At 66.7% G+C, this 14,951-nt stretch carries 4 protein-coding genes; all 4 read right to left on the reverse strand.

Going from position 1 to position 14,951, the window contains the following annotated elements; translation table 11 throughout:
• Window positions 1–62: 62 nt before the first annotated feature.
• Window positions 63–8,735, reverse strand: a complete 8,673-nt coding sequence (locus tag J1N50_RS16280; RefSeq protein ID WP_215355639.1) for a DUF5801 repeats-in-toxin domain-containing protein — start codon at window positions 8,733–8,735, stop codon at window positions 63–65.
• 487 nt (window positions 8,736–9,222) lie between these two features.
• Window positions 9,223–10,206 (reverse strand): M23 family metallopeptidase, encoded by a 984-nt coding sequence (locus tag J1N50_RS16285; RefSeq protein WP_215355641.1) that lies wholly within the window; start codon window positions 10,204–10,206, stop codon window positions 9,223–9,225.
• 456 nt (window positions 10,207–10,662) lie between these two features.
• Complete coding sequence (locus J1N50_RS16290; RefSeq protein WP_215355643.1) at window positions 10,663–12,945, reverse strand: calcium-binding protein; 2,283 nt, start codon at window positions 12,943–12,945, stop codon at window positions 10,663–10,665.
• A 176-nt stretch (window positions 12,946–13,121) separates the two neighbouring features.
• On the reverse strand, window positions 13,122–14,732 hold the full coding sequence (locus tag J1N50_RS16295) for a TolC family protein (protein WP_215355645.1): 1,611 nt from the start codon (window positions 14,730–14,732) through the stop codon (window positions 13,122–13,124).
• Window positions 14,733–14,951: the final 219 nt, after the last annotated feature.

Below are 14,951 nucleotides of genomic sequence, written 5' to 3' on the forward strand. Positions count from 1 at the left end.
CCTTTCGGCCTGCGTTGCTTCCCCCATTGCGCCCTTTTTCTTTTGGTCCGTCTTCCCTTTGGTCACGCGTGAACCGCCGCCGCCTGTTCAAGCTGCGCGGCGATATGCTGTTCGGCGAGACCCGCCATGAAACCGTGCCCCGTGCCGATCATGCCGCCGTCGCCGAGCAGCCCCTCGGTTGCGCTCGCGAGCACGGGCACCTGCGGGAGCGCCTGGTTCGACGCCGGCGCCGCGCCAAGCAGCGCGTCGAGATCGACCTGCGCCCCTTCGAGCGCCCCGGCGACGATCGCCTTGACGTCGTGGGCTCCCGCGTCGGGCGCGACGGCCTGCGCGGGCAGCGCCATCTGGACCTGATCGACCGACGGCGCCGCATCGGCCCTGGGCGCCGCAGCCTCGGCGCGGTCGACCTGCGTCTCCTCGAGCAGGCTTGCATAGCTGCGCTCGGGCGCCGGATCGGCGGCATGGCTCGCCGGCGCGCCGTCCTCACCGCCACGATCGATCGCCTGCCGCGTCGGGGCGTCATCATGGTGGCGGTCGCTGTCCGCTTCATCCGACGCGAGATGCGTGGAGAGGTCGGCCTTGCTCGCCGGTTCGATGTCCCGCTGATACGGCGCGGCACCGACGGGTGCCTCGCCATCGAGGCTGGCCGCGAGCGGTTGCTCGGCCGGTGCCGGCGCCGGCTCTTCGGCGGCGAGCGGGGTCGCCGCGGCGAGCCCAGCGACGAGCATCGCGGTCGACAGGCCCGCCGCGCTCCGCTGCTGGTCGGCGGCGAAATTCGTCGCGAAGGCGGCGTCGGCGAGCTTGCCGGTGCTGCCGTCGGCGCGGGTATAGGTCGCCTCCCCGCGCACGACGACCTGGCCGTCCGCAGCCGTGTAGCCACGATTGTCGGAGGCCAGCGCTATGCTGACGATCCCGGCATCGATCAGCGAGCGATACTCGCCGGGGTCGGTGACACCATTGCCGTTGGCGTCCTGCCAGACGCCGAACTTCGCGAAATCCTTGTCGGCCGCGTCGAGCTTGCCGTCGCCATTGCTGTCGTAGGCCGCGGCGAGTCCCTGCAGGTCGGACAATCCCTTGCCGCCGAAAACGAGCTCGGACCCGTCATTGACCTTCCCGTCGCCATTCTTGTCGATCGCGAGCAGTGCGTCGTCGCGGCCGACCCATGCGGTCGTCTCCGCCACCCCGTCGCCGTCATAGTCGAAGCGGACCGCCGCATCGGACGACACGAACTCGACCCCGTCGCCATCGAGATCGAGCGCGATCGGCGGCGCGAGCGCGTTGATCGTGACCGACAGGTTCGCGGTCGCAGTGTCGCCGTCGCGGTCGGTCAGCACATAGGAGAAGACTTCGGTTGCGGTGACGGTGATCGGCGTCGGCGGCTGGTAGGTATATTGGCCGGTCGCAAAGTCGAGTGTCAGCGTGCCGCCCATCGGGGTGGCCACGGCGTTGAGACTGGTGCCCGCGATCGACCCGCCGGTGGACACCGATATGCTCGATGCGCCGTCCCAGCTGTAGGTGGTCGTCCCGATCGTGATCGACAGCAAGCGGCCGCCGTCGGCACCGAACGCATCGTTGACGTCGAGATCGCCGACCACCGCCGACGGCACGATGACCGACAGCAAGGTACCGACCAGATCCTGGAAATCGTCGACGAGGATCGGCTGGTTGTTGGGCGCGTCATTGACGTCGACGTCGCGCAGCCGCTGGATATTGAGCGGCTGAAGCGGGTTGTTGTCGATCCCGATCGCCGTGACGTTGACGTGGTTGCTGTCGACGAAGCTGTTCCACGCCGCCGCGGTGGACGCGGCCAGCGAATTGACGACCTGCGGCGGGATGCCGCCGAACTGCACGCCCTGGTTCGGGTTGCCGTCGCTCAGGAAGAAGACCTGGTTGCTGGCGCCCGAAATCGCCGTGAAATTGGCGAGCGCAGTCTGGATCGCGCCGGTATAGTTGGTGTTGAGCCCGATCTCCTCGTTCGACGGACGTTCGCCGCCCGCCGCCGGGTTGAGCGAGTCGAGATAGGCGTTCGCATCGGCGGCGCTCGCAAAGGACGGCGAGGCGAAGGAGCCCGACGAGAAGATCACGAAGCGGATCGTCATCACGCCCGACGCCGCGTTGTCGAGCTGGCTGAGCGCGCCCTGCACCGCGCTTATCATCGTGTTCAGCTCGCCATTGTCGATGCTGTCGCTGAAATCGAGGATGAAGAGCGTGTTCACATCCTGCGTCGGCTGCGAGGTCGATCCGGCTTCGCCGACCGCGTTCGGCGCATCATCCTCGATCACGACCTGGATCGCCGAGGCGTTGGTTGTCGTCGTCGTCCCGTCGGAGACCGAAACGGGAACCGAGAAGCTCTTGAGATCCTCGATCGCGACGGTCGGGTGGTCGACCGCGTGCGACAGCGTCACCGTATAGGCGCCGTTCGGCGCCAGCGTGACGCGGATGACTTCCGCACCCGCCGCCGAACCGATCAACGTTCCGGTGCCGACGCCTGTCCAGGTCACCGGCACCCCGCCCGCCGTCAGCACGGCGCCGGGATCGCCCAGCATCGCGGTCAGCGTCTCGCCGGCGTCGGCATCGCCGATCGCAAGCGTGCCGCTGGCCATGGTGCTGTTCGTGGTATCGAGCGTCGCGTCGGGCAGCGCATCGGGGATCCCGCCGACCAATCCCTCTTCCGACACGCGCGCGATCGCCGTGCCGATTGTCGGCGCGTCGTTGGTCCCGAACACGGTGACCGACAATGTCGAGGCGACCGAAAGCGCGCCGTCGCTGATCATGTAGGGGAAGGTGTCGACCAGCGTCTGGCCCGCGTCGAGCGCGTTGACCGCCGCCTTGTCCTCGTCGAGCGTATAGGTGTAGCTGCCGTCGGCGGCGATCACCAGCGTGCCGTAGAGGCCGACATAGGTGCCGGCCGAGGTGACGGTAATCGGCTCGAGGTCGGGGTCATTGTCGGCGACATCGGCGAAGAGCCCGAAGGGCGCGCCGGGGTGCGCGATATCCTGCAGCACATTGCCGCTCGCGCTCGGGTCCGACCCGCTCGGACCGTCGATCACCCAGTTGGTGTCGGCGCGCGCGACGGGGAAGTCGTTGGCGCCGGTGATCGTGATCGTGATCGTCGCGGTCGCGCTGTCGCCGTCGGCGTCCTGCACGGTGTAATGGAAGGTCTCGGTCAGCGTCTCGTTCGCGCCGAGCGCGATGACCGCCGGGTCGGCCGGGTCGAGGTCATAACGATAGCTGCCGTCGGCGGCGATGGTGATCGCACCATAGTCGCCTGCCAGCGCCGCGCCGATCGAGCCCGTCGTCGCGCCGAAGGCGACGCCCGTGACGTGCAGCCCGCCGTCGGCGCCCCCGTTGTCGGCCGATCCGTCCATGCCGTTCTCGTCGGTGCCGCCAATACCGGTGAGCAGGTTGCCATCGGCAAAGTTCTGGCCGTCGCGTGCGACATTGTCATCGTCATGGACGGCAAGCGGAGCGTCGTCGCGGATCGCGAACCGGCCGGTAATGTCGGCGGTTGTCCGCGCGGTATCGCCGTCGCCGTCGGTGACGATCGCGGTCAGCGTGATCAGATTGCTGCCCTGAAGGAACAGCGTCTGGTCGGGTCCGCTGTCGGGCGTATGAAGCACCGCGCGCGACTGGTCGAAGGTGACGAGGCCGCCGGCGTCGACGGAAATGCGGAACACCTCGTGCGTCGCGGTGCGGCCATAGACCACGCCGCCGACGATCGAGAGGATCACCGGCTCGCCCGTCAGCGAGTCGATCAGCCCGCTCGGTCCGGCGGTCACCCCCAGCTCATAGGCGGTGGCGCCGGGGCCGTCGGCGCCGAAATCGGTCGTTGGCGCAAACAGGCTCGACAGGTCGGCCGTCGCATCCACCGCGAGATTGCTCTCGTCGAGCACCAGCACCGGTGCGCTGCCGCCTGCCGATACGGTCGGACCATCGTCGGCAAAGCGGATGTTGCCGCCCAGATCGACGGCGACCGTGTCCGATGCGCTGTCGCCATCGCGGTCGGTGATCGTCGCGGTGCCGCGCAGCTCGATCAGGTTCGCACCCAGTTCGACGAGCTGCGCCGCATAATTGGCCGGAGACCCGGGCAACGGATGGTCGATCTCGGCGAACTGGGTGAGCGTGACGATCCCCGTCGCCGCATTCACCGCCACCGAAAAGACCGGCGTGCCGCCCGCGCTGCCTACAATCTGTCCGGATACAAGGGCAAGCGTGACCGGCACGCCATTGCTGGTCAAGGCGGTGGTCGCAGCCGCCGTGCCCAGCGCAAGCGCATAACTCCATGTGACCTGACCCGCACCGGCGGGGCCGTCGGCGCCGAATTGCACCGATGCCGCCGAGAAGGCCGATGACAGGTCTGCGGTCGCGGTGTCGAAGGCCGCGCCGCGCGTGTCGGCATCCTGTGTGGTGAGCAGGACGCTGTTGGTGTCGACGTTCGTCGCGTCGATCGCCGGGCCGTCGTCCCGGAACGCCAGCGTGTTGCCGACGAACGCGATCGCCGTCGCCTGGTCGCCATCGCCGTCGGTGATGGTCGCGACGAGACGGATCAGCGTCGACGACAGCGTTGCAATGTCATCGGGATTGGTCGCATCGCCATGTTTGATCGCGCGCATCTGGTCGAGCGTCGCCTGCCCGTTGGCGTCGATCGTCAGCCGGAAGGCAACGGTCGAGAGCGAGTCCTGCAGCCGGCCTTCGACGACATTGCCGTTCGCCTGGAGGATGATCTTCGATCCCGTCGCGACGTCGACCAGCCCCGAAGCCGTAGTGACCTCGAAGGCATAGCTGACCTTGCTCCCCGAGGCGTCGGCCCCGGTGACGACGTGGAAGAAGGTCGCGAAATCGGCTGTCGCATCGACCGCGAGATTGGTCTCGTCGACCATCAGCGCGCCGGTGGAAGAGGTCACGGCCATGATCGAGGGAACATCGTCGGACACCGAAAGATCGACCGTGCCCGACACCTTGTCGCCGTCGGCGTCGGTCGCAATCACCTCGACCGAGCCCAGTTCGGCAAGGTCGTCGGCGAGCGTGTCGGGGTGCATGCCATAGTTGGACTCGAGCGTCATCGTGACGGTCGCGACATTCCCCGCGACGCTGAGGTCGAGGATGACGACGACAGTGTCGTCGGCATCGCGGCCGATGATCTGCGTGTCCGACTCGAGCGTCCAGATCAGCCCGCCGTCGAGGCCCGAGGGATCGCCGAAGCCGATCGACGCGATCGCATCGGACCCCGGCGTGAAGGCGATCTGGCCGCTCGCGGTGACCGGCTGGAAGATCGACGGCGTCGATCCGCTCGCCAGATGCTGGTCGTCGACGGTCAGGCTGATCGGCGCGCCGGCCTTTGGCTCCGTGCCGTCGGCCAGCCGGATCTGCTGCAGCGCCGAGGACTGGTCGCCGTCGCCATCGGTGATCGTGTAGGTGAAATCGGCCGCAATGGGGAACTGGCTGGTCTGGGTCACGGGATCGAAGGTCCACGCGCCATCGGCCCTGAACGTATAGGTGCCGTTCGCGTTGGTATAGCTCGTCGTTCCGCTCGCCGCGACCGTCACCGCCACGCCGCCGATCGTCACCCCGGTCACCACCGCGCCATCGGCGCCGCGCGTGTCGTTCGCGAGCAGATTGCCCGAAATCGGCGGCGCATCCTCGGCGACGGTAATCGACGGCGCCGACCGCGCGACCGGATTGTCGTCGAGAACGCGAACATCGAGGCTGGCCGTCGACGTCGTTCCGTCGCTGTCGGTGATCGCCACGGCGAAGCTATCGGTCAGCGACGCCCCGTTGGCGCCGCTGTGCAACAGGCTGTTGTCGACCAGTTCGTAACTGTAGCCGATCGTCCCGCCGACGATGTCGCCGGCATTGTCATAGACGGGTTCGAAATCGGTGATCGTCAGGATACCGAGCGCCGTGGCGATCGACGTGCCGACGATGATGTCGCCGTCGAAGAGCGGCTCGCCCCCGACGGTCAACCCCGCGATGCCGTCGGGTGCGTCGAAGCTGAAGCTGCCGGTGCGGACGAGCGCGTCGCTGTTCGGGTCCGACCCGTCGGCAAGATTCGCCTCCGACACGGTGACTTCGCCGCCGTCGGCATTCAGGCCGGTGAAGGTGATCCCGTCGTCGCGGCCGCGAATCGTGATCGTCAGCGTCGCCGTCGCCTCGTCGCCGTCGCCGTCGGTGACGACATAATCGAAGCTCTCGGTCAGTTCCTCGTTGCCGTTGAGCCCGATCACATCGGCGTTCTCGGGATCGACGACATAAAGATAGCTGCCGTCGGACGCGATCTCCAGCGTGCCATAGGCGCCGAGCGTCTGGCCATCGACGTGGCCCTCCTGGCCCGCGAAGGATACCGCCGTGACGGTCGCGCCATCGGCGCCCTGCACGTCGGCGGCGCCGTCGGTCGCATTCGCATCGTCGCCGCCGCTGCCCGTCAGCACATTGCCGTCCGCGCCCTGTTCGCTGCCCGCGTCGACCGAATCGACATCGTCGGTCGCGGTCGGGACATCGTCGACGATCGCGATTTCGAGCGACGCATTCGCGCTGTCGCCGTCGCTGTCGCTGACCGTGATGCCGAAGCTGTCGGTCGCATCGTCGCCATAGCTCGCCGTGGTCAGTACATAGGAGTAGCCGATCGCGGTCGGGCTGAGGCTGGTGATGGTCAGCGTCCCGAAGCTGCCCTCGATCGCCTGGCCGACACCCGTGACCTCGACACCGTTGATCCGGATTGACCCCAGCCCGTCGGGGGCCGAGATCGCAATCGAGCCGCTGGTCGCGGCGCCGCCGCTTTCGGGCGCCGAACCGCCGGGCAGCCCGGCCTCCGCGACCGTAACGCCGTCATCAGAGCCGCTCGGCACGCGAATCCGGACCCCGCTGTCGGCGATATTGATCGTCAGCGTCGCGGTCGCGCTGTCACCGTCGCCGTCGGTCAGGCGATAGGTGAAGACATCGGCGACACCGCCCGGCGCCTCGGGATCGCGGACATAGCTGTAGCTGCCATCGGCCTTGAGCGTCAGGATGCCATAGAGACCCGCGACCGGCGTTCCCGCGGGGACCGGATCGCCGGTGCCGGTCACGAACGACACCAGCGCGCCATCGGCGCCGACGGTGTCCCGGCCGCCGTCATTTTCGGCGTCGGTGATCACATTGCCCGTCGCGGTGTCACTGCCGCTGACGATCGTGTCGAAATCGGCGATCGCGACCGGCGCATCGTCGATGATGTCGATTTCGAAACTGGCGGAGACCGCATCGCCGTCGATGTCGGTGATCCCGACCGTGATCGTCTGCGACGCCGGATCGCCGATCACATTGTCCTCAAGCGCGAAGGCATATTCGATCGAATCGGGGTTGATTGCGACAATGTAGAAGGTGCCCGTCGGCAGCGCGATCGCCTGCCCCTCTTCGGTCACCAGTATCCCGTTGATCGTGATCGCCGCCGGCCCGTCGGCCGCGCCGAACTGGATCGTGCCGAAGCTGAAATAGGAATCGTCGCCGGTGCTCGATCCGGCCGGTTCGCCGGGCCGTTCGGGAAGCCCCGCCTCGTTGACGAAAGTGCCCTCGCCGCCCGCGACCGGAACCGCCAGCGTCGGTGTGCTGTCGGCGATGTTGATCGTCAGCGTCGCGGTCGATGTGTCGCCGTCGCCATCGGTCAGGCGATAGACGAATGTGTCGGAGACGCCGCCCGGCGTCCCCGGGTTCCGGACATAGACATAGCGGCCATCGGTGGTGATCAACAGTCGGCCATATTGGCCGTCGATCGGCGCGCCCGGCGCCACGAAGTCCGTTCCCGCCCCGGTGCGGAAGCCGGTGACGAGCGCCCCGTCGGCGCCCAGCGTGTCGGCGCCGGCTGCGCCGCTGGTCGTACCCTCTCCGGTGATGACATTACCGGCGGCCGGATTGCGGGTGCCGGCTTCGGTATCGTCGACGTCGGGACGCGCCGTCGCGACATCGTCGGCGATCGTCAAGGTCAGCGTTGCCGTATCGACGTCGCCGTCGGCATCGGTCACCGTCACCGTCACGACATCGCGCGCATCGGGGACGGTCGCATTGTCGGTCAGCACATAGCTGTAGCCGATCGCATCGGGCGTGATGCTGGTGATGGTGATCTGGCCGTAAGTCGTCGCGACGGTCTGGCCGACCGCGGTGATCACCGTGCCGTTGACCGATACACTGCTCGGCTGGTCGAGGGCGGTGATCCGGATCGCGCCGGTGATCGTTTCCTGGCCCGACGCCTCGTTCGATCCCGGCGGTTCGGTACCGCGCGCCGGCAGCGCAGCCTCCGACACCGTGGCGGTCGCGTCGGCGGCACCGGCAGGCTGATCGGGGGTAATGATGACGATGTCGGGCTTGTTGTCGACCGCATCGGGAATGATTTCGCGCGCCTCGCGGTCGGGCAGGCCGAAATCGGTCGGCGGCAGCAGGTCGCCGATCGCGAAGGGGTCGCCGATGTCGCCGGGCGTCTGGGCGAAATTTCCGCCCGAGCTTTGCAGCGTTCCCGCCGCGGGCTCGGGCTCCTGCGTCGCGATGAGTGCCGCGATCGTCGGCGCGGGAATATTGATCGGGCCGATCCGGAACTGGGGAATATGGAGCGCCCCGTCGACGATGACGAGCACTTGTCCGTCGGGTAGCGTGATGACGAGATCGTTTCCCGACAGTTTGATGGCGTCGAGACGCGTTCCCGGCGGCAGCTGTACAACGTCGTTCGCCGGCACGATGCGCGTCGCACCCGCCGGGACGGCTCTTGCCATGCCAGCCACCTCCCCGGGTCGCTGAATTGCCTGTCGCTCCATCGCCTTTCGGCCCCCCTGCACTTCATCCCCCGCCCCGACGTCCGGCGAAGACCTGTACGGAGGTCACACCGGACTAAGGCGAGCGGCATCGCGTTCGCGCCAGATGGCCGTCCGAATGCGCAATGTTCGCTTTGTGATCTGCTAGGTTCTCTTTGGCGACCGATGCCCGCGCGTCATCACTGACCCCGGAAATACAGACCCAGGTCACTGATTCTGCAATGGCAATTTCCGGTATGCGGCCCTATACTTTGGGGTAGATCGAATAACTTAAGGGTTAAGATTTCCTTAAATTTCACGGATGCGGAGATACAAATCAATAAAAATAGGGACCGTTCGCCTGCAAATCAAAATTTCCCGGATAATATCGGCCCAATCGGCGAAGTTTTTATGGTTTATTTTTCAATCCGATGAAGGCGATACTTGATCTGTCAAGTACGACGCCATCTTATTCGATGACGCCTTCCGCCTCGAACGTTGCGACGATATCCGGCCCGCGCCGCAGAATATAGCGCCCGGTATAATGTCCTGTCGTCCAGCCGCCGGGCGGCGCGCGCTTGCCGCTGTATGCGAACCAGCTGAGGCCGCCTCCGGCCACGACGCCCTCCTGGCTGTGCACGATCGCGCCGTCGGGACCCGCGATCGCGAACGACTGGCGGTCGCCCGCCTTCGCACCCATGGCGTCGACCCACAGGATCAGCGGAGCGTCGCGGCCCGCGAGCCGCGGGGGCGGATCCCGCTCGGTGACGGCCTTTGCCGGCACGGCGGAGGCAAGGCCTGCGGCGATGACGGCCGTCGGCCGGTAACCGAGCTGCAGCGCGGCGGCGGGCGCCCAGAGGCCGGAGGGCGCGCCCGTAGCGATGCAGGATGCGTCCGCCGCCCCGCCGGTGAAGGGATCGATCGCCTGACCGCGATGGCGGACCGCGAAATGCAGGTGCGGAAACTCGCTGTTGCCCGACAAACCGATCAGGCCGATGCGTTCGCCCGCCGCGACGCGCTGCCCCGGACGGACGGCGACGCTGCCGCGCTGCAAATGGCTGTACTGTGTTTCCCATCCGTCGCCATGGTCGATCACCACGGCATTGCCCGCCTGCTTGTCGGGTGGCGCGGCGCGCTCGGTCACGCTGATGTCGGGCTCGCCATCGCGGGTGCGCAGCACCAGTCCGTCGCGCGCCGCGAGCACGGCATGGCCCGCCCGCATGTCGGCCATCGTCCGCAGCCGGATGTCGATCCCGTCGTGGCCGTCGGTCGTCAGTGTTCCGCAACGATAATCGCTCCGTCCCGGCCCCGGATCATGGTCGACGAGTTTCTGGATCAGGCACGTATCGCCCACGCGGCAGTCGGCGGGAAACATGAAAGTCGGCTCCCCGGCCGGGACCGACACCGCGAGCAGCGCCATGGCGAAGGGAAAGGAAAGCAGGGTCGCGATCATCGGGATGGGGCGTGCCTCGCGGCTATGCTTCGAGGTCCGTCACCGAACGGCTCCGCGGCCCGACGCCGGCCGCCGCCCGGGGGGTCTGGGCGGCGGACACGGCTAGCCGGCCGAGGGACCGACTGAACTCGGGAACCTGCCAGAAGCCAGAGAATGGTACGGAATTCCCTCGATTTGCCGGCAGAAATGCCGTTGACGTTTGCTCTGCAAGCCCGCTTGGCCAAAGCGAGCGTCGTGTGGATGATTCTGTCCGCCACCCTGCAACCGGAATGGCGGAAACCCACGTTTCCCGCCATTCCCAGATGGGGACATTGGCAAATTCGAGGAAAAAAAGATGGCGCCGGCGCCTCGCGAGAGGGGTCGTCGCCACGCATAAAAAGGAGGGCAGGCCGCGGCCTGCCCTCCAGTCTGCAGAGGTCCGTCGAGGAAACGGGCTCCCCGTACGAAGCCTTGTCCTCAGACGAACGTGATCATGTCATAGGACGCATTGCCCTGGCTGTACGCGTTGATCGCGGCAACCGAGTCATAGGCGCCCAGTGCAGCGAGAGCCTGGATCGGAGCCGAGGCGCCTTCCCAGAAGTCTTCGATCAGCACCGCACCGGCCGAGGTGAAGACAAAGACATCGAGTCCGTCGCCCTGGCCATCCCAGTCGCCGGTGATGACGCCCATGTCGTTCGCCGGGTCGAAGCCCGCGTCGACATCGAACACCAGCGTGTCACGGTTCGCGAGGTTGAAGTCGCGGCCGTCACCCAGGTTGAACGGAGCACCGATCACGTCGTTGCCAAATCCCGGCGAGTTGTCGGTCGAGTCGAACTTGAACAGGTCCTTGCCTGCGCCGCCCGACATATGATCGTCGCCTTCGCCGCCGGTGATGGTGTCGTTGCCCGATTCACCTTCGAGGTTGTCATCGCCCACGCCACCATTGATGGTGTCGTTGCCGGTGTCGCCGCGAATGGTGTCGTCGCCTTCATCGCCGTTCATGTTGTCGTTGCCGAAGCCGCCCGACATATAGTCGTTGCCATCGCCACCGAACATGGTGTCGTTGCCGCCACCCGGGTTACCCAGGTTTTCGTACAGCGTGTCACCATACATGATGTCGTCGCCGTCACCACCGTACATGGTATCGTTGCCGGCATCACCGGCGAGCTGGTCGTCCCCGTCGTTGCCGCTGACGACATCGTTGCCGGCACCACCATAGATCAGGTCGTTGCCGTCATCGCCCGACAGATTGTCGGCGCCGTTGTTGCCCTGGATCAGGTCGTCGTCGTCGCCACCCGAAACAACGTCGTTGCCGTTGCCGCCGGTGATGTTGTCGAAGCCCGAGCCGCCCGAGATGACGTCGTTGCCGTCGTCGCCCGACAGGGTGTCGTTGTCGTCATTACCTTCGATGACGTCGTCGCCTTCGTCACCGTTGATGATGTCGTCGCCGCTGCCGCCCGAGATGAAGTCGGCATCGGTGTTCGACGGATCGAGCGGATCGAAGAAGGGATCCCCGTTGCCGCGGATCACGTCGTCGCCGGCATCGCCATACAGGTCGTCGTCGCCGCCTTCGCCCCAGATCACGTCGTTGCCGCCGTCACCATGGACCAGGTCGTTGCCGTCGTTGCCGTTCAGCGTGTCATCGTCGGCTCCGCCGCCGATGTCGTCGTCGTCGGCGCCGCCCTGGACGAAGTCGAGACCCGCGCCACCACGGATGTAGTCGGCCCCGGCATCGCCGTCGATTTCATCGTCGCCGTCTTCACCGAGCAGGACGTCGTCGCCTTCTCCGCCGTCGAGCTGGTCGAAGCCGGTGCCGCCCAAAACGGTGTCGTTGCCGTCATCGCCCCAGAGCAGGTCGTCGCCCGAGCCGCCGAGGATGGTGTCGCCGCCGCCCTGGCCGAAGACCTGGTCGTCGCCTGCGCCGCCCTCGATGTAATCGGCATGGCCGTTACCCGGGTTGTAGCCGCTCTGGTTGTAGGCAAAGTCCGGATCGGCCTTGCGGTTGACACCATTGTCGCCGAAAATGACGTCGTTGCCGTCGCCACCATACAGCTGGTCGACACCGTTGCTGTTGGTGCCGCCTTCAATATAGTCGTCGCCCGTGCCGCCGAGGACCACGTCGGTTTCGGTGCCGCCATAGAGGTTGTCCTGGCCGCTGCCGCCGTCGATAAAGTCGTTGCCGGCATTGCCTTCGACACGGTCATCGCCCGACTGACCATAGAGCGTGTCGTTGCCTGCATCGCCTCGGATATAGTCGTTGCCGCCACCGCCGTAGCCGGTGTCGTCGCCCGCGCCGCCGAGCAGCGTGTCGTTGCCGTCGGCCGCGCCATTGTCGATGCCGACATATTGGACGTTTCCGGGGCCGATGACGACGAAATCGGCCTGGTCGCCGACCAGCGTGTCGTTGCCGGTTCCGCCATCGATACGGTCGTTGCCATAACGACCGATGACGGCGTCATTGCCGGCGTCGCCGTACAGGTCGTTGTCGAGGTTGTTGCCGTAGACGGTGTCGGCACCGCCGTTGCCACGCGCATTGTACGGCAGCGTGGCGGTGGAAACGATTGCGTTCAGATCGATGAAGTCGACCGCATTCGTTCCCAGAACCTGACCGCGAGCGGTCGGATTCTTCGCCGCATTCGGTGCGTTCGAAGGAGTCACAGTTGGCATTTCGCTATCCTCTTCATTGTTGGGTCGCAAAGATGCGGTTTCACCGAGTCGGGCAAAATCACACCCCCATGGCCCGATCGGACGCCGGGCCATGAACCTTGGATATGGCGGGGGTAGAGGGGGGCATATTCCTGCTTGGGGACATGGCCGAAGATTTTCCGAACTGCTTCATTTTGGAGCAGTTCTTGTCTTGAAACAGCAAAGCGCGCGGCGGCGACCGGACCACCGCGAAGGGCGGCCCGACCTGCCATTTCGACGAGGTCGTGGCGCTATTTCGACCGGCGTCCGAGGGCCGATGCGGACGGCCGTCCCCCGACCGATGCGGCGGACGTCGAGGCTTCCCCGCCCGCCGGCCCGGCGGCAGGACTCGCCGCGGCGGGCGCGCTCCCGAGGGCGGACCGCTCGGGCCGGGCAGCGCCGGCGGGAAGCGCCGCAGCCGCATCTGCGCGCGCAATCGTTTCGCCCACCGCCACCGCCGGACGGCCGAGCAGCGACGCGCCCGGACGCAGCGCTGCCGCGCTGGCGGTACAACACCGCCCCTCGAGAATTGCATTTGCGTCGAGCCGACCGATCGCCGCGAGAAGTCCCGCGCGCGCCACGAACTCGTTGCGATTGGCGCGTTCGAGCGTGACCCGCGCGGTCAGCAACTCGTTCTGCGCGTCGAGAACATCGGTCAGCGTCCGGTTCCCGCCGAGCGCCTCCTTCTTCAGCCCTTCGGCCGCCTGCTCGATCGCGGCTACCGCCGCCGTCGCGGTGACGATCGTGCTCTTCGCCGATTGCCACCTTGTCCAGTAACTCGCGACCTCCTCGCCGACGGTACGGGCGGCGATGTCGGTCTGCGACAGGCGCTGGTCGCGGACAGCGCGTGCGCGGCCGATTTCGGCATGGTCGCGCGGCACGAAAATCGGCACGCGAACCTCGAGCCCGCCATAGAGCGAGGAGCGATCGTCGGGCAGCTTGCCGGTGAACAGGTTCGCCACCCCGCCGGCCAGATATTCATAGCCGCCGACCGCATCGACCTGCGGAAACAGCGCGCCCGCCGCGAACTGCACGCCGGCCTTTCCGGCCTCGGCATTAAGCCGCGCGGCGCGCAGTCGCGGCGCGTTCTCGAGCGCGATCTTCTGGGCCGAGGCAAGCGAGTCGGGCACGGGCGCAAGCGCGGGAAGCGCGGGAAGCGTCGTCGCCGACTGCCCGCTCACGGTCCGGAACTCGTAGCCGTTGACGTTGAGCTCCTCGGTCGCGGCGAGGACGCCGGCCTGCGCCGTGGCGAACCGGGCCTTCGCCAGCTCCTCATCGGTGCGGGTCGCCTCGCCGAATTCCAGCTTGCGCGACGTCGCGCGCAGCTGTTCGCCGATCGCGTCGCTTTGCTGCTGCGAATATTCCAGCACCTTGCGCTGGAGATGAACGTCGGCGGCGGCGGTGAGCAGTTCGAGCAGCGTGTCCGAAATGGTCGCATCGAGTCCCGCTTCGGCCGCCGCCATCTCGGCGGTTGCGATCTGCACCGAATTATAGGTGCGATTGCCATCGTAGAAGCGCAGACGCGCCTCGACCGCTCCGTTGGCCGACGTATATTTCGCATCGCCGCGGCCGCCATTCTTGACGTCGATCTCGCGCCGCTGGACGGTTCCGGTCGCCTCGACCGTCGGGAAATAGCCGGCCTCCGCGGTGGCGAGTCGCGCCTTGGTGATTCGCACCTGCTGGCGCTGCGCTTCGATGTCGGGATTGGTTTCGATGACGGTCCTGGCAAGCGAGGCCATCGTGCTCGACGGCGCGCGTCCCGGGGCCGGAGCCTGCGCCTGCAAAAGCGCGGGAATCGCCGCTATCGCGAGTGCGCCGGACGCGCATAGCAGGCGCGCGCTTCTGGTCGATGGTCCCTGCATTTGCCCCCTCCTGAGACATCGTCGATGCGAGCGGCGACCCCGGCGATCTCGATGGCCGAAGGATAAGCCGCGGGGGGAAGGCGGGAAACTACCCAAACGGATATGTCCGAGTGGATAATAGACTCGGTCCGCCGAATCGAAATAGACAAGGCTCGTCACCTGCCGCCGTCACGGCAGGGGCGCTGCCCGCGGATGTCCGTCCGTCGGCGGCAAAGTCAA

The sequence above is a fragment of the Sphingopyxis soli genome (assembly GCF_018682675.1).
Lineage (GTDB): Bacteria > Pseudomonadota > Alphaproteobacteria > Sphingomonadales > Sphingomonadaceae > Sphingopyxis > Sphingopyxis soli.